Below are 21,981 nucleotides of genomic sequence, written 5' to 3' on the forward strand. Positions count from 1 at the left end.
AATTTGTATTATGTTGTTAATCAATGGTTTGTTTTATTTTTTTAATATCTTTTTATTACTTGTATTTTTTTTGAGATAAACTAAAATTAACTGAAACAAAATATTAGTTTTGTGCACGAATTTTATTATTTATATAATTATATACTATCCAAAACTATATTATGAAAAGAGTGGGGCAACTACTTTTACTTATTTTATTCTGTTTCTGCGGAATAGTTCATGCTCAATCCCGTATTGAAGGAAAAATCACTGATGTAAAAGATCAGCTTAAGCTGCATAATGCAACAATTATGTTGTTAACAGCTAAAGATTCCATTTTGACCAATTTTGCCCGTTCGGATGAAAATGGTAAGTTCTCTCTTGAGCGGCCTGATACTGGACAATATTTTATCATTGTAACCTATCCGAAGTATGGTGAATATTACGCGGAGATCTTGCCAGGGCAGCATTACAATAACATGTCTATTGGAATGACCAGCAGCGCAACCTTGCTGGAGGAAGTCATTGTTATGGGACGGGTGCCCATTAGTATCAAGGGCGATACAACGGAATATGATGCAGGAAGTTTTAAAGTGGAAAGAAACGCCAAAGTTGAAGATTTGTTGAAAGTCTTACCTGGGATTACCGTCGATGCCTCTGGAAAAATTACTGCCCAAGGAAAAACAGTGAAGAAAATGCTTGTTGACGGGGAGGAGTTCTTTGGTGACGATCCTATTTTAGTAAGCCGGAATATTCGTTCTGATATGGTTGATAAAATTCAGGTCTATGAAAAGAAGTCTGATAAGGCTGAGAAAACAGGGATTGATGATGGTGAACGTACACAGACAATCAACGTGAAGTTAAAAGAGGAAGCTAGACGCGGAATATTCGGCAAAGTGGATGTTGGTGGAGGTAGTGATAAATTCTACGCTGGACAGGGCTTTTTGAACTATTTTAATCAATCGTTTAAAGCTTCGGCTTATTTGATTGCAAGTAATACCGGCAAGAGCGGACTCAGTTATGAGGAGGTATCAAGCATGGGGGGTGATTACGATAGAGGCGATAATTTTAATGGTGAAGGTATTCCTAAGTCCTTGAATACGGGATTTCTATATTCAGATAAAACCGCTAACAAAAAGCATGCTTGGCGAATCGACTATAAGCATATCCGATCCGATGTTGATCTGGATCGCAGCGTGTTTACGCGCAATGCGGCACGCGACACGATATTGACTAGCAATAGCAGCACATTGGCTTCAAATGAGAACAGAAAGCATAATATTGGTTTGAAATATGAATTTAAGGTCGATTCCATGTCGGATTTAACGGTTTGGGCAGGTGCAAACAAAAGACATGATCATAGTTCTTCAGAGACACAATCAACTACTGTAAATCAATTTGATCAAAAGATCAACGATAACATGCGAAAGTTTAAGAACGATTCTAGGTCAGAACAGTATAATGCCTCAGCACTCTATGTAAGACGTTTTAAAAAGAAAGGCCGTTCGTTATCATTCAACTATTTTACATCGGGCAATAAACAGGATGGCGAGCAAGATTTGTTTTCTAAACTTAGATTTTACAAAGAAGGGAATGCTGAAAGAGATTCGACTCTCGACCAGAAGAAATTTGTGAAAAATAGCTCTTTTTCCACGGGGGGTGAATTTGCTTATTCCGAACCGATTTCAAAAAAGATTATCCTTTCTTTCGAATATGGATTGAATCTCAACAGAAATAACAACGCAGTTAGGTCTTTCGATAAAAATCAGAATACCGGTACTTTTGATAGACTAGATAGTTTGTATAGCAATGATTTCTTATATAAAACGATAAAAAACACCTATAATTTCGCAATTAATTACAAGCCCCTGGAAAAGCTGGTGGTCAATGTCTCGAATAAGTTCGAGAACAGTAATCTGTCGCAATTAAACCGCATGGAGAATTCGAGACTCTCACGATCATTTTTTGTGTATAATCCGCTGGTTGATGTTAATTATGAAATACAGAAAAATAAATCGATCAATTTGGAATATCAGGGTACCAATGGTTTGCCCTCTTTAAATCAGATCCAGCCACTCCGGTCGAATTTGGACCCTTTGAATGAATATCTAGGTAACGAAAATTTGAAACCATCCTACACCAATAATCTGAATCTAAGCTTTAGAACGTATTCCGTATTGGAAGATAAGTTTATAGGTATATTTTTAAGTGCATCACGTACAAACAATGCTTTGGTGCAAAATACAACGATTGATTCACTGGGTAAGACTACATTTGTTTGGGGAAATTTGAATCATAATAGCAACAATCAAATTAGTATCAGGCCAATGTATTACGGCAAATTATGGAAAAAAATTCAATTGAGACATGGAGGCGGTCCATCGGTATCTCTCAGCAACAATTATAACTATGTCAATACTGTTTTGGCGAATGCCAAAGTGCAGCGTTATGGATTCAATTATAGTCTACAGCGATCGACAACGAAAGGCTTGGACTTTGGTATTGAATTGTCTCCAGGCTATCTTATACAAGACAATTCCATTGGTGCAATGGAAGATAGTAAGGGATTTACGTTTTCATCTGAAGGAAACCTAAAGTACTTTCTTCCGGCTAAATTTATTGTGCGGGCAGATTTTAGCTATAATTATCAGGCTCCTACGGCGGTGTACAGTAAAAAATTTGAACGATTTGTGCTGAGCCCTGCATTATCGAAAAAATTCCGAAAAGATGAAAAGTTGGAATTGACCTTTATGGTTAATGACCTCCTCAAACAGAATGTGGGTTTTGACAGAAGTCAAAACGGGACACTACTGACCGAACGCCGATACAACACAATCAGCAGATATTATATGGTTAAGCTCACTTGGGAAATAAATAAAATGCTCGTAAAATCGAAATAAAATGAAAGATATCAAAAATTTACTCGCCCTATTGCTGTTCTTTTTCTGGGGAACCACAGCTTTTGGACAATATGCTTATTTTCCTACGCAAGGAACAATTACTTATGACAAAACCGTGTTTCTTAAAAACCTGCTCAAACGCTATGCAACCTATGCAAAAGACGAGGATACACGTAACTCCATCAAAGAAATGATCGGGCAGATTCCCGAAAACCAGGTGTTAAAAAAGAAACTGACATTTTCTAATGATGAGGTCCTCTATGAGCATATTGCTGAAGAATATTCGGATGTTGTTAGCGGGCTGATGCGGTCTGGGATTTTTGAGTCAGGAATAAGTGGCTACCAAAATTTGAAAAGTAAAGCATTTAATTCTGTCTTTGAGTTAGGCGGGGAACGGGTTGTCGTGACAGATTCGACATTAAAGATCAAGTGGAAAATCACGAATGAATACCGTGAAATCGCAGGTTACCCCTGCCGTAGGGCCAATGGACTTGTATTGGATTCCATCTATGCCGTTGCTTTTTATACGGATCAAATTCCTGTTTCGGGAGGTCCTTCGGCCTTTAATGGACTACCGGGGATGATTCTTGGTTTGGCTGTTCCAGAGCTGCATTACAATATGTTTGCAACGAAGGTGGAGTTGGGAGCCGTAAACCCTTCATCGGCTACCCTGTTAAAGAAGAAAGATAAACCCTTGACCAGGCAGCAGGTTTATGATAAACTGAAGGCCTCTTTCGGTGATTACCTGGGTATTAAGATTTATAATTTGGTGATAGCCTGTACATTTCTGTAAAAACCAACAAAAAAGGCCTTTCATTTGAAAGGCCTTTTTTATGTTTAACTTCGAAAAAACTATTTTCCGTCGTTTTTCTTAGCAGTAACTTCGTTACGAAGTTCTTGTGCTAAGGTTTTGATTTCTTGTAATCCTTTACGTACACGTGTACCAGCTGCAGAATTACCATTGTTGAAGAACTTGTCTGCATCAGCTTCGATAGAAGCTACTAACTCTTTTAATTTTACGTAGTTTTCCATTTTTTTATAATTATAATTTTAGTTTTTATGGTTTTTCCTAAACACTCCTTAAATATACAAAAACGAATCAAATAGAAAATAAATTTCGTTTTTTTTTTATCGAAAAAGCTTAAAAAAAAACTATTCAACAATCTTAAGTTCGTCAATAATGTTGGTTGCTCCTGCAAATTTATCGATGATAAATAATACATAACGGATATCAACTGAAATTGTACGTTGTAGCTTATGGTCGAAGATCACGTCACCAGCCATAGCTTCAATATTACCATCAAAAGCTAGGCCAATTAATTCGCCGTTGCCATTTATTACTGGTGAACCTGAGTTTCCGCCTGTTATGTCGTTGTCACTTAGGAAGTTTACTGGTAAATATCCTTTCTTGTCGGCATAACGACCATAGTCCTTATTATTGTACAGATCCATCAAACGTTGTGGTAAATCAAACTCTTCGTCGCCTTTTTTGTACTTCGCAATAGTGCCTTTTAACGTCGTGTAAAAGTTTTTGTCGGCGTCATTACGGGGATCTTGTGGTAGGCCTTTGATCGAACCGTAAGTTAAACGTAACGTACTGTTCGCATCTGGATAGAATTTACCTTTTGGATTCGAAGCTAATACCCCAGCGACATATTTACGATAAGCACCTTCAAATTTGTCGTCTTGTGTTTTCCAGCTAGGATCTACTTGACGGTATCTGTTAAGTAAGGCGGAAGAAAGTTTATACAATGGGTCATTGGCTAAAATTTCAGCGTTAGGGTTCTCCAGGTAATTGTTCAAACGCTCAGCAGAAGCGAAGATGCTGTTCTTCACAGATTCTTTGACATAAGCCGTAAAGTCACCATTATTTTTAGCAGCCAATTCTGCAATATATGGTGCAATATTTCCTGCTTTTTTAGCATAAAGATTCAATTCGTCAATCAAAACTTGCTCTTCAAGCGGCATGTAAATTTTTTCATAACCTGCATCGATGGCGGATTTTAAACGAGGAAGAATAGCGTTTCTTCTTGCTTCATCTCCAGCAGTATATACTTCTAAACCTGATCCAATTGTGTTCGGTAAAGCTGCAATTGCACTAGAACGCAACATGCCCATTAAATAGTTGTCATGTCTAGCTTTCTCGTTTGTCGAAGCATAAAATTCGTTGATTGTTTTGATGACATCACCGTATTCTGCTTTGTTTGCGGCTTTATTTGCCCATTTGTCAAATTTAGCTTCGTCTTTTGCTTTAGATTCCGCAGTTTTATGTAATGTCAAAGCATCAATCATTCCTTGACGGTTTTTCCAGTAATTAGCTACCTGAGAGTATTTTGAAGCGTAGTTCAATTTTACAGCTTGGTCTTGATCCATGAATTTTTTCATGGCATCCATACCTGTTTTAGAAGCTTCCACCCAAGCTGGATAAGCGAATTTAACATTCTGATTGATTCCCCCAGCGGGCATCCAGCGATTGGTACGACCAGGATAGCCTAAGATCATCGCGAAATCTCCTTCTTGAACACCTTTTAAGCTGACAGGTAGGAAATGTTTAGGTTTCAAAGGGACATTATCTTGTGCATACTCTGCTGGATTACCATTTTTATCGGCGTAAACTCGGAAAATTGAGAAATCTCCGGTATGACGAGGCCATTCCCAGTTATCCGTATCACCGCCAAATTTTCCAATGCTATTTGGGGGTGTTCCCACCAAACGGACATCATTGTAATCTTGGTATACAAAATAATAATACTCATTGCCTTGGTAGAATGATTTTACTTCAACTACATACTTACCATTTTCGCTATTCTCTTTTTGAATTTTGGCAATTTCACCAGCAATGATTTTTTTTTCGTTCATCTTCAGCCATTTTGTTGTTGACCAAACCTAAGATGCGTTTTGAAACATCATCCATGCGTACAAAAAAGCGAACTGACAAAGATTTAGGCTTTAACTCTTCATTTTTTGATTTGGCCCAGAAACCATTTGTTAAATGATCATTTTCTGGTGTAGAAAGTTCAGCAATAGCACCGTATCCACAGTGGTGGTTGGTGAATACCAAGCCTTGATCAGAAACGATCTCAGCAGTACAGCCACCATTGAATTGTACGATTGCATCTTTTAAGCTAGAGTGGTTAATGCTGTAGATTTCTTCGGCACTTAAGCGAAGCCCTTTTTTCTGCATATCTGACTCATTCAGACGCTTTAGATACATTAAAAACCACATTCCCTCATCGGCAAATGCAGCAAAGCTTGTTGTGATGAACAACAAACACATCCATAATTTTTTCATATCAACCTGATAAAAAGTTTGTTTATACCCTACAAAAATGCTTTAATTCTCTTAAAAACCAAAATATTAGACTTTATAATATGCTTTTTACCAATTTTTATGTCAATTGAAAGTAAATGTGTACCGTATTGGTTGTCAAGGAAAGTCAAATGGACTCTTTTCCTTATCTTTGCAAGATGCAGCAATCATTTGAAAATTTTAAATTCAATAAACAGATCTTAAATGCGATAGCGGAGGCGGGGTATCAACAACCGACAGAGATCCAAGAAAAGGCAATTACTCCAATATTGGCCGGGCAGGATGTGATGGGAATCGCTCAGACGGGAACTGGAAAAACAGCGGCATTCGTTTTGCCGATGCTGATGAAGCTAAAATATGCTCAGGGAAATGATGCGCGTGCGTTGATTTTGACACCAACGAGAGAATTGGCCATGCAGATCGAAGAAAATATTAAGTTGTTTTCTACTTACCTTGATTTGCGTTCAGTGGTACTTTATGGTGGATTAGGACCAAAAACTCAGATAGAAGAACTCGAAAAAGGAGTGGATATTATCGTGGCAACTCCGGGTCGATTTTTAGACTTGTACCTCGAAGGGCACATTGTTGTCAAATCACTCAAATTTTTGGTCTTGGATGAGGCCGATAAGATGATGGATATGGGTTTTATTAGTAAGATCCATCGTGTACTTGAAATTGTGCCACGCAAACGTCAGAACTTATTGTTCTCAGCAACAATGAGTGAGCTTGTTCGCAAAATTGCAGGTGATTTCTTAGCGTTTCCGACCATTATTGAGGTGTCCGAACAAGCTACACCAGCCAAGACGGTAAGTCAGGCGCTATATGTTGTTCCCAACCAAAAGACAAAATTGAATTTACTTCAACATCTCTTGAAAGATGATGAAGCGTTTAGTCGACTGATTGTTTTCTGTAAAACAAAGCAGGTAGCAGATAATGTCTTCCACTTTTTGGAACGTAAATACGGTAAAGATGAGGTTCGTGTTATTCATGCCAATAAAGGTCAGAATACACGTATCAACTCCATCAATGCCTTTAAGGAAGGGAATATTCGTATTTTGGTCGCAACGGATGTGGCGGCGCGAGGGCTTGACGTTTCTAATGTAAGCCATGTGATCAACTTTGAAGTACCTATTGTTATAGAAGATTATGTGCATCGTATTGGACGTACCGGGCGAGCTTTCAATGAGGGGGATGCTATTACGTTCTGTAATGATGCCGAGAAATATTATGTTCGCAAAATCGAAAAATTGATCAAGCAAAGTATCCCTGTCTACGCACTACCAGAGGATGTCTTTATAGAGAAAACACCCTTTCATGAAAAACAGGATATTGCGCGCGAGATTGATAATCAAAAGCGGAAAGATGATCCAGATTTCCAAGGTGCTTTTCACGAGAAAAAATACGTTATCAAACAGAAAGAAGTGCGGGAGGCACAACGAGCTTCCGGATTTAAACCAAAAGCAAAAAGTAAAAGTAAGTCTGCAGGCGGAAAATCGGGAGGAACAAATCGCAATTTTAAAAAACGTTAATTTATTGTGCGCTTTACACCACTAAATATCGCTAGTGCATGCCTTGTTGCCTGGTTTGTTATGGAAAACCCCAATGACGAAAAGGCCTTATTTACTTGGGGCGCATTTATCCTATTGTTGTTGATATTGACCGTCATTGATATTGTATTTAGGGTCTTTGTAAAGCCAAATAAAAAAATGTGGTTATTACAGTTGGCATTTTTGGTAGTCGTTTGTGTCACCAGTTTAATTGTCAAAGTAACCTTTGGGTAAGAGGTAAAATTAAAAATAAAGACGAGTTAGGTTGTGAATCGATGGCAAATATAGTTCCTGTTTCAAAAAACATAGCTCAATATAAATAGCTCAATAATATTAAAATGAAAAAAGCTGAAATAAAATTACAGGTAGAGTTAGATGAAAACAACGTGCCTGAAAATATCATGTGGTCTTCTACAGATGGAAATAATGCGGATGAATTACCTGCAAAAGCGATGTTTTTAGCCCTATGGGATTCACATTATAAAAATTCAATGCGTATCGACCTTTGGACTAAAGATATGCCCTACGATGAGATGAAACGTTTTTTCTATGAAACGCTGCAAACATTGGGCGACTCTTTTATCCGTTCTTCAGGCGGTGATCCGATGGCGGAAAAAGTTATTGGCGACTTGCGTGATTACTGTGCGCATTTTGCAGATAAAATGGAAGTTTTAATGCCACAACAATAGTTTTTAACGCTTAACAGAAATTTGACCATGCAATACTTCTTAGTAAAATCTGAACCATTTAAATATAGCTGGGAACAATTTAATAAAGATGGCCGTACATTTTGGGATGGCGTTCGTAATTATCAAGCTAGGAATAATATCAAAGCCATGAAAGAAGGGGATCTGGTCCTGTTCTACCATAGCAATGAAGGAAAAGAAGTTGTGGGGGTGGCCAAAGTCGTCAAGGAATTTTATCAAGATCCGACAACAGATGATGAGCGTTGGGTGGTTGTGGATCTGGCGCCTGTAGAGACACTGAAGAAATCCGTTACGTTGGAAACCATTAAGGCTGATGAGCAGTTGCAGGATATCGCTTTGGTCAGACAAGGACGTTTGTCTGTAATGCCGTTGAAGCCAGAAGAATTTGATCGGATTTTAGCGCTTGGCAACGCGTAAGCTATCGCGAATAAATCAACCCAGTGTATGGGGATATAACTAAAAAAGGGAAAACGATCGTTTTCCCTTTTTGATTATTTACACGGTATGTAAGTCATGCACATCAAGCATTAGTTCTTTTGGCTAAAAAGACTGACTAGCGCTTTTAATTTTTTTGCATTTTCAGGCTTTAATTTCCCCGCGAGAATAAGGCGCAGTTCTCTTCGTTGTAATGCATCTTCGTAAGCTTTGTGTTCTATATCTGTTTCCGGAATTAATACCGGCACAGCTTTAGGATTGTTATCCGCATCAACAGCAACAAAGGTGTAATAAGCTTCGTTGGTTTTTACACGGGTGCCTTCCGGTAAATTAGAAGCGAAAATTTCCATGCGTACCTCCAAAGAACTATTAAACGCACGCGTTACCTGAGCTTGTATCGTGACGACCTCTCCAAGTTTAATGGAGCGCTTAAAAGATACATTGTCGACTGATACTGTTACGACGACATTGCTGCAGTGTTTTTGAGCAGCAATAGCCGAACAGATATCCATCCAATACAATAAACGGCCACCCATCAAATTCCCAAAAGTATTTGTGTCGTTGGGTAATACCAATTCGTTCATCTCAGTGTATGACTCTCGCGCAAATTTCTCTATCATATCATTATTTGTCATTATCGTCCAAACGTTTTGAATTGATTATCTATGATTGCCAAAGAATCCATAAATGACGTCGGCACATAACCCAATTCAGCGTTAGATCTAGTCAGATCAAAGCCTGTCTGCCGTGGCCTGTTCTCCGCCTGTCCAATGCTGGCAGCACTGATCTCCGAAATCAATTCTTTGTCTAGCTGCCAATAGTCTGCAATTTTGTAGACAGCCTCATTGATCGACATTAATTCTGCTCCTGAAATATGAAATATTCCCTGCGCTTTTCGGTCAATCGCGAGTTGGCATGCATAAGCTAAATCATCCACAAAGGTAGGCATTCTCCATTGGTCATTGACTACTTTTATGGGTTCATTTTGCGACAACTTACTTTTAGCCCATAATACTAGATTCGAACGATTGGGGTCAGCATTGATCCCATATACTAATATCGTGCGAAGGATAGCATAATTACAGTTGGATTGTACAAGCACTTGTTCGGAAGCATATTTACTCTTTCCATATTCACTTTGTGGATTGGGGAGATCTGTTTCATCATAAGGCGCATTTTTTTTGCCATCAAATACAAAGTCCGTGGATAAGTGGATCAGTTGGGTCTGATGTGCAGTACAATAGGAAGCAAGATAGGTTACGAGATCGACGTTAAGCAATTGACATGCTGCTTGATCTGCTTCACAAGCTTCCACACTGGTCATAGCTGCTGTATGCACAATTGCATCAAAAGTTTGCGCAGATAGAAAATCTGTCAATTTTTCCCGATCCGATAGGTCTACCTGAAAGAAAGCATAATTCACTTGATTCGGGTTGCGATTTGGACCCTTTGAAACGGCAACAACATCATATTGGTCATTTTTAGCAAGTAAATCAACGACTTTTTGGCCAAGGAATCCATTGGATCCTGTCACTAGAATTTTTTTCATCAACAATAATTAAATGGTATCCAAGCACCTGTTTATAAAGACTCGTTTGCAGGGTCTTAAGTGCGCTGTTTAGTTTATTCACAAATCCGCTTTTTTTTGTTTTAGTTGGTCCATATAAAATCCATTTTACTGGATTGTTTCATGATATTTTCAACTACTGTTTTTTCTAGATCCAAAATGGATTTTAAAGCGTTATAATCGATTTTATCGGCATCATCGGTCGGCATATGATAGTCTGGGTGTCCACCAGTATGGAAAAACAACACCGGTATATTCTTTTTATAGAATGAAGTTTGGTCAGATCCGCCGTTGCCATCCTTGCTAAGATTAAATTTTATAGGTGCCTGAACATCTTTGAATATAGCTGGCCATTGACTACTTGTTCCATAGCCGATTACGGCAAGGCCATTGCTGGGATTATAACGGCCGATCATATCCATATTGAGCATGGCTGTGATTTTCTCCAATGGTAGGGTAGGGTGTTCCGTAAAATATTTGGAACCAACTAATCCCAATTCTTCCGCTCCGAAGGCAATAAACAACAAGTTGTAGGGTTCTTTTTCATTGTTGCTGCTAAAGTAACGTGCGAGCTCCAATAAACCAGCTGTACCGGAGGCATTATCGTCGGCTCCATTGTGGATTTTGCCTACCCCTAAGGAATCTTTTGAACTTCCTTGACGACCTGTTCCCAAGTGATCGTAATGTGCGCCTATAACAACTGTTAAGTCTGCACCATTGTCAATAAATCCAATGATATTATCTGCATTACGAATGCTGTCTGCAACTTTTACTTTCCAGACTTTGGCTTTGAAGGATTGGCGGTACCCTTTTTCACCTTTAGGCTCAAGTTTGTATTTTTTGAATTCCTTTTCAATATAATCTGCAGCTTTAAATACTTCCTTACTGCCCGTTCCCCGTCCCTGCATTTTGTCGTCAGCGAGGTAATAAATATGTTTCTTTAAGTTGGAAACTTCGATCTGCTGTGCCTGTGCTATTTGGATTCCTAGTAGGCAGCAAAATGTCAGAAGTAGGCTAATGTTTTTCATGCTAATAGTAGAGTTTAGATAGTTGTATTGGGTTATATGTACAAAAAATAAAAGCCTTGGGATTAACAAGGCTTTTAGGGATATTTCGTTAATCTTCAACGATTTCACTGTGGATGCTGGATTTCTCTTCTTTTTCTGTTTTGAAATACCGTTTTTGAAATAACAGGATCAAAACCACCCCAACAGAAATTGCCGAGTCGGCAATGTTGAATACAGGTCGGAAGAAGAGGAACTCTTCACCGCCCCAAAAGGGCACCCAGGAAGGGAAGTTGCCTTGAATTAATGGGAAATAAAGCATATCGACCACTTTTCCGTGCAGGAAGGAAGAATAACCACCACCTGCTGGGAATAAACTCGCTTTATCATACCAGGTACTTTCACTAAAGATGACGCCGTAAAAAGCAGAATCGATGATATTTCCTAAGGCACCGGCAAGAATTAGGGCAACATTTAGGATGAAACCACGGTTATACTTATTTTTGATCATGTAATGTAGGCCGTATCCAATACCAGCTACGGCTAAAATACGAAATACCGTCAAAAATAATTTTCCATAATCACCGCCAAATTCCATACCATAGGCCATTCCATTGTTTTCAATAAAATGAATTTGGAAAAATTTGCCCAATACATGGTGGCTTTGTCCAATTGTCATTGTGAGCTTAACCCATATTTTTGACAATTGATCTATTAAAAGTATCGCTACGATGAGCGCGATCGGTTTCGTATAACCCTTCATTGTGTTATAAAAATGGTCCTTGCCTAAGCAAAGACCATATATTTAATGCCTAAAATTAATATTGTTTGTTTTTTGCTTCGATGCTCAACGTTGTATGTGGAACAGCTTTCAAACGTTCTTTTTGAATCAGTTTTCCGGTTTCTCTACAGATACCATACGTTTTGTTCTCGATGCGCACCAACGCCGCTTCTAGGTTGTCGATAAATTTCTTTTGACGAGCAGCCAATTGATTTGTTTGCTCTTTTTCTAAAGTAGCTGAACCGTCTTCCAATGTCTTGTACGTTCCAGCAGTATCGTCGGTACCATTAGCATTACTGTTATTAAGCGTTGCGGTCAACGAGGAAAGCTCTTCTTTTGCTATTCTAAGCTTGTCCAAGATAATATCTTTAAATTCTTGTAATTCTGAATCGCTATAGCGTGTTTTCTCGTTGTTGTTTGCCATAATTTAATTTTTTTGGATTAATGCCTTAAGTTCTTTGCCATCGATCTCGATGGTCTCTCCTTCAGTTAGTGAATCTTCAAAGACCAGTGAATCGGCCAGAATTTCGGTGCAAATATACGATAAATTTTCGTTGGCAGCATTGACCACTTCTGAAGCAGCTGTTAACTTTACGTTAATTCTATCAGTGACTTCTAATCCTTTATCCTTCCTTAGATTTTGTAGGCGGTTGATCAATTCTCTTGACAAACCTTCTTTTTTCAATTCTTCGGTGATATGTACATCTAATGCTACGGTCAATTTACCTAGATTTGCTACTTGCCATCCTTCAACGTCTTCTGCTATAATTTCTACATCGCTCAGTAAAATCGTATATGGCGTGCCTGCTAGGGCCAATTCGCCTGTTGATTCCAATGTGCTGATTTGATCTATAGTCAACGATTGGATAGACGAAGAAACTAACTTCATATCCTTACCAACTTTCGCGCCAAGAGCTTTGAAATTTGGTTTTATTTTTTTCTTAATAATACCAGTGGTGTCTGTAATGAACTCGATATCTTTGATATTGGTCTCAGAAAGTATCAGATCTTTTACTTTCTCTACCTTTTCTTGGAAAGCACTATCCAGTACCGGAACCAAAATTTTGTTTAATGGTTGACGTACATTGATGGAAGTTTTCTTCCGTAAAGAAAGTGTCAGCGATGATATATCCTGCGCTAAAGCCATGCGTTCTTCCAGATCTTTATCGACTAGACTTTCATTATAAACCGGGAAATTCGCCAAGTGAACAGATTCAACTTGTTCCTTGTTCGTGGCTGAATTCAAATCCAGGAATAATCTATCCGAGAAGAAAGGTGATATTGGCGACATCAATTTCGCAATTGTATCAAGACATGTATAAAGTGTTTGATAGGCCGAAATTTTATCTTCTGTATAATCTCCTTTCCAGAAACGACGACGGCAAAGACGGACATACCAGTTGCTGAGATGTTCATCAACAAAGTTTTGAATAGCGCGCGCGGCCTTTGTAGGCTCGTAATCCGCTAAGTATTCGTCTACCTCCTTGGTCAACGAATTTAACAAGGAGATAATCCAACGGTCAATTTCAGGACGTTTTTCCAAAGCGATATCTGGTTCTGAATACGAGAACTTATCGATATTGGCATACAATGCAAAAAAAGCGTAGGTATTATATAAAGTACCAAAGAATTTACGGCGGACTTCATCCAATCCTTCCATATTGAATTTAAGGTTGTCCCATGGTGCGGCATTACTGATCATGTACCAGCGTGTTGCATCGGCACTGTATTGATCGATCGTCGAGAATGGATCAACACCATTGCCTAGGCGTTTGGACATCTTATTTCCATTTTTATCCAACACCAAGCCATTGGAAACCACGTTTTTGAAGGAAACCGATTTGTACATCATTGTAGAAATCGCATGTAAGGTGAAAAACCAACCCCGTGTTTGATCAACTCCTTCAGCGATAAAGTCTGCAGGGTATGCATGATCAAATCCAGCTTTAAAAGGAAACTCTTCGCCTTTGGCTAGTTTTTCGTGATCCAATCCCCATTGTGCATAAGGCATTGCGCCCGAATCAAACCATACGTCTATCAGATCAGGTTCGCGGAATAACTTTTGTCCGGCATCAGAAACAAGAACGATATCGTCAACATATGGACGGTGAAGATCCAGTTGCTCGGTGTCGAATTTATCCAAGTAAGCTTTATTTTTCGCTTTTTCATCGTCAGACAAAACGTCTGAGGTCAAAGAAGCTTCCAATAAGGATTTTAATTCAGGTAAGGAGCCGATACAAACTTCTTCATTTTCGTCTTCTGAACGCCAGATAGGAAGTGGAGTTCCCCAGTAACGCGAACGCGAAAGGTTCCAGTCCACCAAGTTTTCTAACCAGTTTCCAAAGCGGCCGGTACCGGTTGCTTCAGGTTTCCAGTTGATGGTTTTATTTAATGCAACCAAATCTTCCTTCACTGCTGTCGTGCGGATAAACCAGCTATCTAATGGATAGTATAGAACAGGTTTGTCTGTACGCCAACAATGTGGATAGGTATGCTCATATTTTTTGACATCGAAAGCTTTGTTGTCCTCTTTTAGTTTGATAGAGATCAACACGTCTGTGGGTTTGAAGTCTTCTTTTGAACGTTCCTCAGCGTTGTAATATTCCTCTTTGACAAATCTTCCGGCAAAATCTGTGATTTCACTTACAAAACGTCCAGTACGGTCAACAGTAGGTACCTCTTTTCCATTTTCATCTTTCACCAAGATGCCCGGTACACCATGTTCTTTTGCTACACGAAAGTCATCCGCACCATAAGTAGGAGCAGCGTGGACAATACCGGTACCGTCTTCAGTCGTAACAAAGTCACCTGGAATAACGCGGAAAGCATTTTCTTGTAAGTCCTCGTTGGTGATATAAGGCAACAATTGCTCATAGCGCAAGCCAACAAGTTCTTCACCTACAAATTCTGCTGCAAGCTCCCAAGGAATTACTTTGTCGCCCAATTTATAGTCTTGGAAGGACGCATTTTCTCCTTCCGCTTTAAAATGTTTGCTGATCAAATCTTTCGCTAACACGACAGATACAGGAGCACCGGTATATTTATTGAAAGTTCGGATCTTAACATAATTTATTTTCTTGCCTACAACCAAAGCTGTATTGGACGGTAAAGTCCATGGCGTGGTCGTCCAGGCAATGAATGCTACATCCTCCGCATCGTCGTCAACTAATTTTTCTATAGCTGGATGAAGCTGACTTTTGATCAGTCTAAATTCTGCAACGATGGTGGTATCTTTAACATCTTTATAGGTGCCGGGCTGGTTAAGTTCATGCGAACTCAATCCCGTACCTGCTGCCGGAGAGTAAGGTTGTATCGTATAACCCTTGTACAAAAGACCTTTTTTGTAAAGTTCTTTCAATAAATACCATAAGGTTTCGATGTATTCATTCTTGTAAGTAATGTAAGGATGTTCAAGGTCAACCCAATAGCCCATTTTGGTGGTTAGGTCATTCCATACATCGGTATATTTCATTACCTCCTTGCGACAAGCGTCATTATATTGTTCTACGGTAATCTTTTTGCCGATATCCTCTTTTGTGATTCCAAGAGCTTTTTCGACAGCAAGTTCAATGGGCAGACCATGGGTATCCCAGCCGCCTTTTCGTTTCACTTGGTAACCTTTCAAAGTCTTGTAACGACAGAAAATATCCTTAATCGTACGTGCCATCACGTGGTGAATTCCAGGCATTCCATTTGCAGAAGGCGGACCTTCAAAAAATGTATAGGTCTTGCTTTCAGGGCGATTATTGATACTTTTTTCGAATATTTTTTCCTGTTCCCAACGGGTCAAAATCTCTTTACCTATCTCGGGTAAATTTAACTGCTTATATTCTTTGTACATCAGACTGTTGTATGCTTCTTTTCTAAAGGTCGCTAATTTAGTGATTTATGATGGAAAATGAAAGAGGGCTTTGTTGTGCTTATATCATTAAATGGAGGTTGAACTTTTTGAAATCTCCCCCTTGATCAACTCGCGAAAAGCGACGGTAGTATCTGCTACGACAAAGGGACTACCCATGGCAGTCCCTTTGTTATTTCATTCTTGCTGAAATTCAGTTATGCTGAAAAACTGCTTCCGCATCCGCAGGTACTTGTTGCATTGGGATTGTTGAATGTGAAGCCCCTTGCATCGAGTCCCGATTTGAAGTCGATTTCCATACCGGCAAGATATAGGCCATGTGCTTTGTTCATAAAGATGCGAATTCCTTGAATTTCGTATTCGTTATCGCCGTCCTTTTTCTGGTCAAAGCCCAAGATATAACTCATACCGGAACAACCGCCGCCTTCAACACCGACACGTAAACCAAAATCATCAGAGATTTCTTGTTGATCCTTTAATTTATTTAGTTCCTTGATTGCCCCTTCTGTTAAGGAAACAGGAGCAACTGCTGTATGTTCTGTACTCATTGTAATAGTGTTTTAGCCAATCCAATACAAAAATACATTTTTTTAATGGCAAAATGCTTGACCGGAATTTTTTGACATTTTCGAAACATTCAATTCTTCGTACGCTTATTCGGTCCGATAGCACCATAAAATGATCTTGACCTAATTAGGTAATTCGCATAAATAAGGCTGTTTTTCTAAGAATATTTAATAAAATAGGACTTTTTGTCGATATTCTTTATGGAATATGCTATCTTTGAGGCATTAAAATAAACTACAAAATTTACTTTACAACATTTAAAAACAATGGAAAGAGATCAAGCCATTTTTAATTTAATAGCTGATGAGCTTAAACGCCAAGAAGAAGGTATTGAATTAATTGCTTCAGAAAACTTTGTTTCAAAACAAGTGATGGAAGCTGCTGGTTCAGTGTTGACAAATAAATATGCAGAAGGCCTCCCAGGAAAACGTTACTATGGAGGTTGTGAAGTTGTGGATGAGATTGAAACCATCGCAATTGATCGTGCAAAACAATTATTTGGCGCAGAATGGGTAAATGTTCAGCCTCACTCTGGTGCTCAAGCAAATGCGGCTGTTTTTTTGGCGACAATCAAACCTGGTGACAAAATTTTAGGTCTTGATTTATCTCACGGTGGTCACTTGACACACGGTTCACCAGCGAACTTATCTGGTAAGATCTATCAACCATTATTTTATGGTGTAAAAGAAGATACAGGTCTAATTGACTACGAGCAATTGGAAGAAACAGCGCTTCGTGAAAAACCAAAGATGATCATCTGTGGTGCTTCGGCTTATTCTCGCGATTGGGATTACGCGCGCATTCGTAAAGTTGCAGACGAGATTGGTGCTATCGTAATGGCTGATATTTCTCACCCTGCAGGTTTAATCGCTCGTGGTTTATTGAATGATCCACTTCCTCATTGCCATATCGTTACGACAACGACACACAAAACGCTTCGTGGTCCACGTGGTGGTATGATTATGGTCGGTAAAGATTTTGAAAATCCATGGGGTATCAAAACACCTAAAGGTGAAATCCGTACAATCACTCAATTATTGGATTTAGCTGTATTCCCAGGTACACAAGGTGGTCCTTTGGAGCATACAATCGCAGCGAAAGCGATCGCTTACGGTGAGGCTTTATCCGATGAGTATATGGAATATATCGTTCAGGTAAAGAAAAATGCAGCTGCATTGGCACAATTCTTTGTAGAAAGAGATTACAAGATCATCTCTGGTGGTACAGACAATCACTTGATGTTGGTGGATCTTCGCAACAAAGATATTTCTGGTAAAGAAGCTGAAGCTGTATTAGGTAAAGCCGGTATTACAACAAATAAAAATATGGTTCCTTTTGATACACGTTCTCCTTTTGTGACTTCAGGTGTACGTTTTGGTACTGCTGCAATTACAACACGTGGTATTAAAGAGAATGAAATTATACAAATTGGCGAGTTGATCGATGAGGCATTGAAAAATGCATCTAACGATGCTCAACTGGATTTGATCCATGGCAAAGTAAGAGCAATGATGGCTGAGTTCCCATTGTATAAATAAGAAATTCCCCTAGGAATAAAAAAAGCGGAATCACCGATGCGGTGTTTCCGCTTTTTTTATTTTCTTACAGCTATTTTCAGCGTAACATGCATGGTATAAGTCCGTACCAATTTAACTTATCAAGGGAATTATATAATAACCTGAACCGTATTTTATACGGTTTAAATAGGGGCTCATCCGAATGAGGCCCCTATTAGGTCCCTATTAACTCCCTATATAGTTCAGATTAAATAATGCCGCATTGGCGTGCCATCCTTCTCATGTACAACTGCTGGTTCTAGCTTGTTTCGGAGGAATTGGGAGAATTGCCTTAAGAGCTCGGTTTGGAAATGTGAGGCAGATAACTTATTTTTAAATGTTAAAAAACCTTAAAATAAATTGTAATAATTTGATTACTCATTTATTTTGCGGTAATTTGGTTTTAGATTAATTGATTGTTTTACAATAAGAAAGGATAGTTATACGGCAAACATTTACATTTTAACACAGAACTGATAATTTATTTGCGAACTGCTAAAAAAGTAAGTGACGTATGAGACTTCTAAAAGGTAAAAGCGATCAAGAGTTGATCCAAATGTATGTCGGTGGCCAAGAGTCCGGTCTAGAGGCATTGTTGAATCGATATAAATCGAAAATATATACTTCCATATATATGAAAGTAAAAGATGAATATCTTGCTGAAGATATTTTCCAGGAGACTTTCATTAAAATCATCAACACATTAAAATCCGGTAAATATAATGAAGAGGGTAAGTTTTTACCTTGGGCTATTCGTATAGCACACAATATGATTGTTGACTTTTTTAGAAAAGCAAAACGTGCTCCAAATATTGTGAATGCTGATGGCTTTGATATTTTTGAGGTGCTCGAATTTAGTGATGAAAGCGCAGAGTCAAAAATGCTCAAACAGCAGGTTGATGTTGATCTTAAGAAAATGATCCAAAAACTTCCGGACGATCAAAAAGAAGTGCTCATTATGCGACACTTTTGTGATATGAGTTTTAAAGATATTGCGGAAATAACCGAAGTAAGCATCAATACTGCTTTGGGGAGGATGCGCTACGCATTGAGTAATTTACGTAAGATGATTGAAGGTACCGATCTTACCCTGCAAATGGGCTATTTATAATAAAGGGGGCATTTCAAAACGCCCCTTTTTATTTACATTCCTAATTGTGATTACAGGTAGTATCGCTTCTTTTGTATTTTACCATCTTTTCTTTTATAATAAGGCGATGCTAGAATCCTCTGTGCATTATGCCGTCAAAAGCCATTTACTTCAATAATTCGCTCCTGATCGAACTTAAAATAACTGTGCGCCTTCGGAAATGACCGATGAGTATGCGTATTGAATTCTTGTTAATCAGTGTAAGTGTTTCGTTGGATAGAAGCTGAAAGCGGGGTTATTTGTTCAAATAATATGGTAATTATGTCATGTGGAGATCAGAAGAACCTGTTCTTTTTGTCAGGTCAAAGACTTTTTTTATCTTAGAAATTTATGCATATACCTTTTTTCAACGATTGGAATAAGGTTTGATAGTCATATTGTAACTATAAAACGATTGAATAGCTATGTACTTGATTTTATTTATTGGAATAATGGTGGTAAGCCTAATTGTCCAAACAAGATTCAAAAACAAATTTAAGAAATACTCCGAAATGCCTTTGAGTAACGGGATGTCTGGAGCTGAGATTGCGCAAAAAATGTTAAATGATAACGGTATATATGATGTAAAGGTATTGTCTATCCCAGATCGTTTGGGAGATCACTATAATCCGTCGGATAAAACCATTAATTTAAGCCCTGAAGTTTACAGTGGCCGCAGTGTTGCAGCTGCAGCGGTAGCGGCGCACGAATGTGGTCATGCTGTACAGCACGCCAAAGCCTATAAATGGTTAGGATTCCGTTCGGCAATGGTACCTATGGTCAATGCGGCTTCCAAAATGACATCATGGGTATTGATGTTGGGCGTTATGCTGTTTGCTTTTTCTAAAGGCGGTAATCCGTGGCTTTTAGCTGTTGGAGTTGGGGCGCTGGCTATTACGACCTTATTTTCTTTTATCACCTTGCCTGTAGAGTTTGATGCATCGAACCGCGCGCTGGAATGGTTAAACCATGCTGGTGTAACCTATAATGGCGAAGAACATGACGGTGCAAAAGATGCTTTGAAATGGGCAGCGATGACGTATGTTGTAGCAGCGTTAAGTGCATTGGTAACACTTTTATATTATGCATCGATTTTATTCGGTGGCCGTAGAAGTGATTAAATACGGATATTGTAACTTTATCCTACAAAAATGCGATTATTTTTTATAGTCGCATTTTTTATGGTGTGTTAATGAGGTTACTATAGACAATTTTTTTAACTTTGCTGTTTATATAGAATAAGATTCAGATTTTATGTTTTCAAATCTTCAAGATAAGTTAGATAGGGCCTTTAAAGTATTAAAAGGACAAGGTAGTATTACCGAGATCAACGTTGCAGAAACGATGAAAGAAATTCGCAAAGCGTTGTTGGATGCCGATGTGAATTATAAAACTGCCAAAACTTTTACCGACGATGTTAAACAAAAAGCTTTAGGCGAAAATGTACTGACAAGTATTTCCCCGGGCCAATTGTTGACGAAGATCATGAATGATGAGTTGACAGCTTTGATGGGCGGATCTGTTACAGAGCTTGAGACTGGAAAAAATCCAACAGTCATTTTAATTGCGGGTTTGAATGGTGCTGGTAAAACAACGTTCTCAGGTAAGTTGGCCTTGTACCTTAAAGATAAAAAGAATAAAAAACCATTGTTGGTGGCTGGTGACGTTTACCGTCCTGCAGCGATTGATCAATTGGAAGTGCTCGCGGAACAAGTGGGCGTACCCGTGTATGTGAATCGTGAATCTAACGATCCTATTGCGATTGCCAAAGCCGGTGTGGAAGAAGCAAAACGTAATGGAAATAATGTTGTAATTATCGATACAGCTGGTCGTTTGGCGATCGATGAGCCATTAATGGTAGAGATTACTGCAGTTAAAGAAGCGACAAAACCAGACGAAATCCTATTTGTTGTGGATTCAATGACTGGTCAAGATGCCGTGAATACGGCTAAAACGTTCAACGACCGTCTGGACTTTACAGGTGTAGTATTGACTAAGTTGGATGGTGATACACGTGGTGGTGCTGCATTATCGATTAAATCTGTCGTTAATAAACCCATTAAGTTTATTGGTACAGGTGAAAAGATGGATGCATTGGATGTATTCCACCCTGATCGTATGGCATCTCGTATTTTGGGTATGGGTGACGTCGTATCCTTAGTGGAACGTGCGCAGCAACAGTTTGACGAGAAGCAAGCTGCAGAGCTCCAAAAGAAAATCCGTAAGAATAAATTCGATTTCAACGATTTTAAATCCCAGATTCAACAAATCAAGAAAATGGGTAATATGAAAGACCTCATGGGAATGATCCCTGGTGTTGGTAAAGCAATGAAAGACATTGAAGTAGATGACAATGCTTTCAAACCCATTGAAGCGATTATCGATTCCATGACACCTTTTGAACGTGAAAATCCAGATGTCATTGATCAAAAACGTCGTTTACGTATTGCGAAAGGATCAGGTACTGATATTAATGAAGTGAATAAGTTATTGAAACAATTTGGTGATATGCGTAAAGTCATGAAGCAGATGTCTAATCCAGCGATGGCAGCTAAAATGATGCGTAATATGCCCAAAATGCCAGGAAAAATGTAATTTTTAGAGAATAGTTACATCATAAGAAGGGCATCGTTTTATACG

The 21,981-nt window shown here is 38.7% G+C and carries 20 protein-coding genes; 10 read left to right on the forward strand and 10 right to left on the reverse strand.

The features are described from left to right. The first annotated feature begins 161 nt into the window (after positions 1–161). Together BV902_RS05635 and BV902_RS05640 are read left to right on the forward strand one after the other, a co-directional pair. Positions 162–2,879 (forward strand): outer membrane beta-barrel protein, encoded by a 2,718-nt coding sequence (locus tag BV902_RS05635; protein WP_075991113.1) that lies wholly within the window; start codon positions 162–164, stop codon positions 2,877–2,879. Position 2,880: 1 nt separating this feature from the next. Next, positions 2,881–3,672, forward strand: coding sequence for a GLPGLI family protein (locus BV902_RS05640; protein WP_075991114.1), 792 nt, complete (start codon positions 2,881–2,883; stop codon positions 3,670–3,672). Between the two features lie 59 nt (positions 3,673–3,731). Here the strand turns inward: BV902_RS05640 and BV902_RS05645 are convergent, their stop codons facing one another. From BV902_RS05645 to BV902_RS27980, 3 genes are all read right to left on the reverse strand, one after another. Then, on the reverse strand, positions 3,732–3,911 hold the full coding sequence (locus BV902_RS05645) for a histone H1 (protein WP_070562307.1): 180 nt from the start codon (positions 3,909–3,911) through the stop codon (positions 3,732–3,734). A gap of 120 nt (positions 3,912–4,031) precedes the next feature. Further along, a complete protein-coding gene (locus BV902_RS05650) occupies positions 4,032–5,738 on the reverse strand; it encodes a S46 family peptidase (RefSeq protein WP_237241983.1) in 1,707 nt (568 codons plus the stop codon). Further along, positions 5,710–6,171 carry a S46 family peptidase gene (locus BV902_RS27980; protein ID WP_237241985.1) on the reverse strand — a complete coding sequence of 154 codons (462 nt, stop codon included), beginning with the start codon at positions 6,169–6,171 and terminating at the stop codon, positions 5,710–5,712. Before BV902_RS27980 ends, BV902_RS05650 begins: the two co-directional genes overlap by 29 nt. A gap of 176 nt (positions 6,172–6,347) precedes the next feature. On the opposite strand from BV902_RS27980, the gene BV902_RS05655 reads away from it, so the two are divergent. The 4 genes from BV902_RS05655 to BV902_RS05670 all read left to right on the forward strand — a co-directional run bounded on the left by BV902_RS05655 (position 6,348) and on the right by BV902_RS05670 (position 8,860). Next, positions 6,348–7,718 (forward strand): DEAD/DEAH box helicase, encoded by a 1,371-nt coding sequence (locus tag BV902_RS05655; RefSeq protein WP_075994642.1) that lies wholly within the window; start codon positions 6,348–6,350, stop codon positions 7,716–7,718. Positions 7,719–7,724: 6 nt separating this feature from the next. Continuing rightward, positions 7,725–7,970 carry a hypothetical protein gene (locus BV902_RS05660; protein ID WP_075991115.1) on the forward strand — a complete coding sequence of 82 codons (246 nt, stop codon included), beginning with the start codon at positions 7,725–7,727 and terminating at the stop codon, positions 7,968–7,970. Positions 7,971–8,074: 104 nt separating this feature from the next. Next, positions 8,075–8,425, forward strand: coding sequence for a gliding motility protein GldC (gene gldC, locus BV902_RS05665; RefSeq protein WP_075991116.1), 351 nt, complete (start codon positions 8,075–8,077; stop codon positions 8,423–8,425). Between the two features lie 27 nt (positions 8,426–8,452). Then, on the forward strand, positions 8,453–8,860 hold the full coding sequence (locus tag BV902_RS05670) for an EVE domain-containing protein (RefSeq protein ID WP_075991117.1): 408 nt from the start codon (positions 8,453–8,455) through the stop codon (positions 8,858–8,860). Between the two features lie 110 nt (positions 8,861–8,970). On the opposite strand, the gene BV902_RS05675 is transcribed toward BV902_RS05670, so the two are convergent. The 7 genes from BV902_RS05675 to BV902_RS05705 all read right to left on the reverse strand — a co-directional run bounded on the left by BV902_RS05675 (position 8,971) and on the right by BV902_RS05705 (position 16,637). Then, positions 8,971–9,498 carry an acyl-CoA thioesterase gene (locus tag BV902_RS05675; RefSeq protein ID WP_046674180.1) on the reverse strand — a complete coding sequence of 176 codons (528 nt, stop codon included), beginning with the start codon at positions 9,496–9,498 and terminating at the stop codon, positions 8,971–8,973. A 14-nt stretch (positions 9,499–9,512) separates the two neighbouring features. Continuing rightward, a complete protein-coding gene (locus BV902_RS05680; protein WP_075991118.1) occupies positions 9,513–10,427 on the reverse strand; it encodes an SDR family oxidoreductase in 915 nt (304 codons plus the stop codon). Positions 10,428–10,528: 101 nt separating this feature from the next. Beyond that, positions 10,529–11,473 (reverse strand): M20/M25/M40 family metallo-hydrolase, encoded by a 945-nt coding sequence (locus BV902_RS05685; RefSeq protein ID WP_075991119.1) that lies wholly within the window; start codon positions 11,471–11,473, stop codon positions 10,529–10,531. Positions 11,474–11,561: 88 nt separating this feature from the next. Beyond that, the gene (locus tag BV902_RS05690; protein WP_075991120.1) at positions 11,562–12,212 is read right to left on the reverse strand and encodes a lipoprotein signal peptidase; all 651 of its coding nucleotides are present in this window, start codon (positions 12,210–12,212) and stop codon (positions 11,562–11,564) included. A gap of 55 nt (positions 12,213–12,267) precedes the next feature. Next, positions 12,268–12,654 carry a TraR/DksA family transcriptional regulator gene (locus tag BV902_RS05695; RefSeq protein WP_046674049.1) on the reverse strand — a complete coding sequence of 129 codons (387 nt, stop codon included), beginning with the start codon at positions 12,652–12,654 and terminating at the stop codon, positions 12,268–12,270. A gap of 3 nt (positions 12,655–12,657) precedes the next feature. Next, on the reverse strand, positions 12,658–16,071 hold the full coding sequence (gene ileS / locus BV902_RS05700; RefSeq protein ID WP_157625896.1) for an isoleucine--tRNA ligase: 3,414 nt from the start codon (positions 16,069–16,071) through the stop codon (positions 12,658–12,660). A 215-nt stretch (positions 16,072–16,286) separates the two neighbouring features. Continuing rightward, positions 16,287–16,637 carry a HesB/IscA family protein gene (locus tag BV902_RS05705; protein WP_046674047.1) on the reverse strand — a complete coding sequence of 117 codons (351 nt, stop codon included), beginning with the start codon at positions 16,635–16,637 and terminating at the stop codon, positions 16,287–16,289. Positions 16,638–16,922: 285 nt separating this feature from the next. Here BV902_RS05705 and glyA point away from each other — a divergent pair, with 285 nt between their 5' ends. The 4 genes from glyA (at position 16,923) to ffh (ending at position 21,936) form a co-directional block, all read left to right on the forward strand. Beyond that, complete coding sequence (gene glyA / locus BV902_RS05710; protein ID WP_075991122.1) at positions 16,923–18,194, forward strand: serine hydroxymethyltransferase; 1,272 nt, start codon at positions 16,923–16,925, stop codon at positions 18,192–18,194. A gap of 532 nt (positions 18,195–18,726) precedes the next feature. Then, positions 18,727–19,323, forward strand: a complete 597-nt coding sequence (locus tag BV902_RS05715) for an RNA polymerase sigma factor (protein WP_075991123.1) — start codon at positions 18,727–18,729, stop codon at positions 19,321–19,323. Between the two features lie 443 nt (positions 19,324–19,766). Then, on the forward strand, positions 19,767–20,462 hold the full coding sequence (locus BV902_RS05720) for a zinc metallopeptidase (RefSeq protein ID WP_075991124.1): 696 nt from the start codon (positions 19,767–19,769) through the stop codon (positions 20,460–20,462). Between the two features lie 133 nt (positions 20,463–20,595). Next, the gene (gene ffh, locus BV902_RS05725; RefSeq protein WP_075991125.1) at positions 20,596–21,936 is read left to right on the forward strand and encodes a signal recognition particle protein; all 1,341 of its coding nucleotides are present in this window, start codon (positions 20,596–20,598) and stop codon (positions 21,934–21,936) included. Positions 21,937–21,981 lie beyond the last annotated feature (45 nt).

The organism is Sphingobacterium sp. B29, from assembly GCF_001952815.1.
GTDB lineage: Bacteria > Bacteroidota > Bacteroidia > Sphingobacteriales > Sphingobacteriaceae > Sphingobacterium > Sphingobacterium siyangense.

Excerpts from the sequence above, each read along its gene's own strand:
- BV902_RS05635 (WP_075991113.1), top strand. The coding sequence starts at position 162 with ATGAAAAGAGTGGGGCAACTACTTTTACTTATTTTATTCTGTTTCTGC.
- BV902_RS05640 (WP_075991114.1), top strand. The coding sequence starts at position 2,881 with ATGAAAGATATCAAAAATTTACTCGCCCTATTGCTGTTCTTTTTCTGG.
- BV902_RS05645 (WP_070562307.1), bottom strand. The coding sequence starts at position 3,911 with ATGGAAAACTACGTAAAATTAAAAGAGTTAGTAGCTTCTATCGAAGCT.
- BV902_RS05650 (WP_237241983.1), bottom strand. The coding sequence starts at position 5,738 with ATGAACGAAAAAAAAATCATTGCTGGTGAAATTGCCAAAATTCAAAAA.
- BV902_RS27980 (WP_237241985.1), bottom strand. The coding sequence starts at position 6,171 with ATGAAAAAATTATGGATGTGTTTGTTGTTCATCACAACAAGCTTTGCT.
- BV902_RS05655 (WP_075994642.1), top strand. The coding sequence starts at position 6,348 with ATGCAGCAATCATTTGAAAATTTTAAATTCAATAAACAGATCTTAAAT.
- gldC (WP_075991116.1), top strand. The coding sequence starts at position 8,075 with ATGAAAAAAGCTGAAATAAAATTACAGGTAGAGTTAGATGAAAACAAC.
- BV902_RS05670 (WP_075991117.1), top strand. The coding sequence starts at position 8,453 with ATGCAATACTTCTTAGTAAAATCTGAACCATTTAAATATAGCTGGGAA.
- BV902_RS05675 (WP_046674180.1), bottom strand. The coding sequence starts at position 9,498 with ATGATAGAGAAATTTGCGCGAGAGTCATACACTGAGATGAACGAATTG.
- BV902_RS05680 (WP_075991118.1), bottom strand. The coding sequence starts at position 10,427 with ATGAAAAAAATTCTAGTGACAGGATCCAATGGATTCCTTGGCCAAAAA.
- BV902_RS05685 (WP_075991119.1), bottom strand. The coding sequence starts at position 11,473 with ATGAAAAACATTAGCCTACTTCTGACATTTTGCTGCCTACTAGGAATC.
- BV902_RS05690 (WP_075991120.1), bottom strand. The coding sequence starts at position 12,212 with ATGAAGGGTTATACGAAACCGATCGCGCTCATCGTAGCGATACTTTTA.
- BV902_RS05695 (WP_046674049.1), bottom strand. The coding sequence starts at position 12,654 with ATGGCAAACAACAACGAGAAAACACGCTATAGCGATTCAGAATTACAA.
- ileS (WP_157625896.1), bottom strand. The coding sequence starts at position 16,071 with ATGTACAAAGAATATAAGCAGTTAAATTTACCCGAGATAGGTAAAGAG.
- BV902_RS05705 (WP_046674047.1), bottom strand. The coding sequence starts at position 16,637 with ATGAGTACAGAACATACAGCAGTTGCTCCTGTTTCCTTAACAGAAGGG.
- glyA (WP_075991122.1), top strand. The coding sequence starts at position 16,923 with ATGGAAAGAGATCAAGCCATTTTTAATTTAATAGCTGATGAGCTTAAA.
- BV902_RS05715 (WP_075991123.1), top strand. The coding sequence starts at position 18,727 with ATGAGACTTCTAAAAGGTAAAAGCGATCAAGAGTTGATCCAAATGTAT.
- BV902_RS05720 (WP_075991124.1), top strand. The coding sequence starts at position 19,767 with ATGTACTTGATTTTATTTATTGGAATAATGGTGGTAAGCCTAATTGTC.
- ffh (WP_075991125.1), top strand. The coding sequence starts at position 20,596 with ATGTTTTCAAATCTTCAAGATAAGTTAGATAGGGCCTTTAAAGTATTA.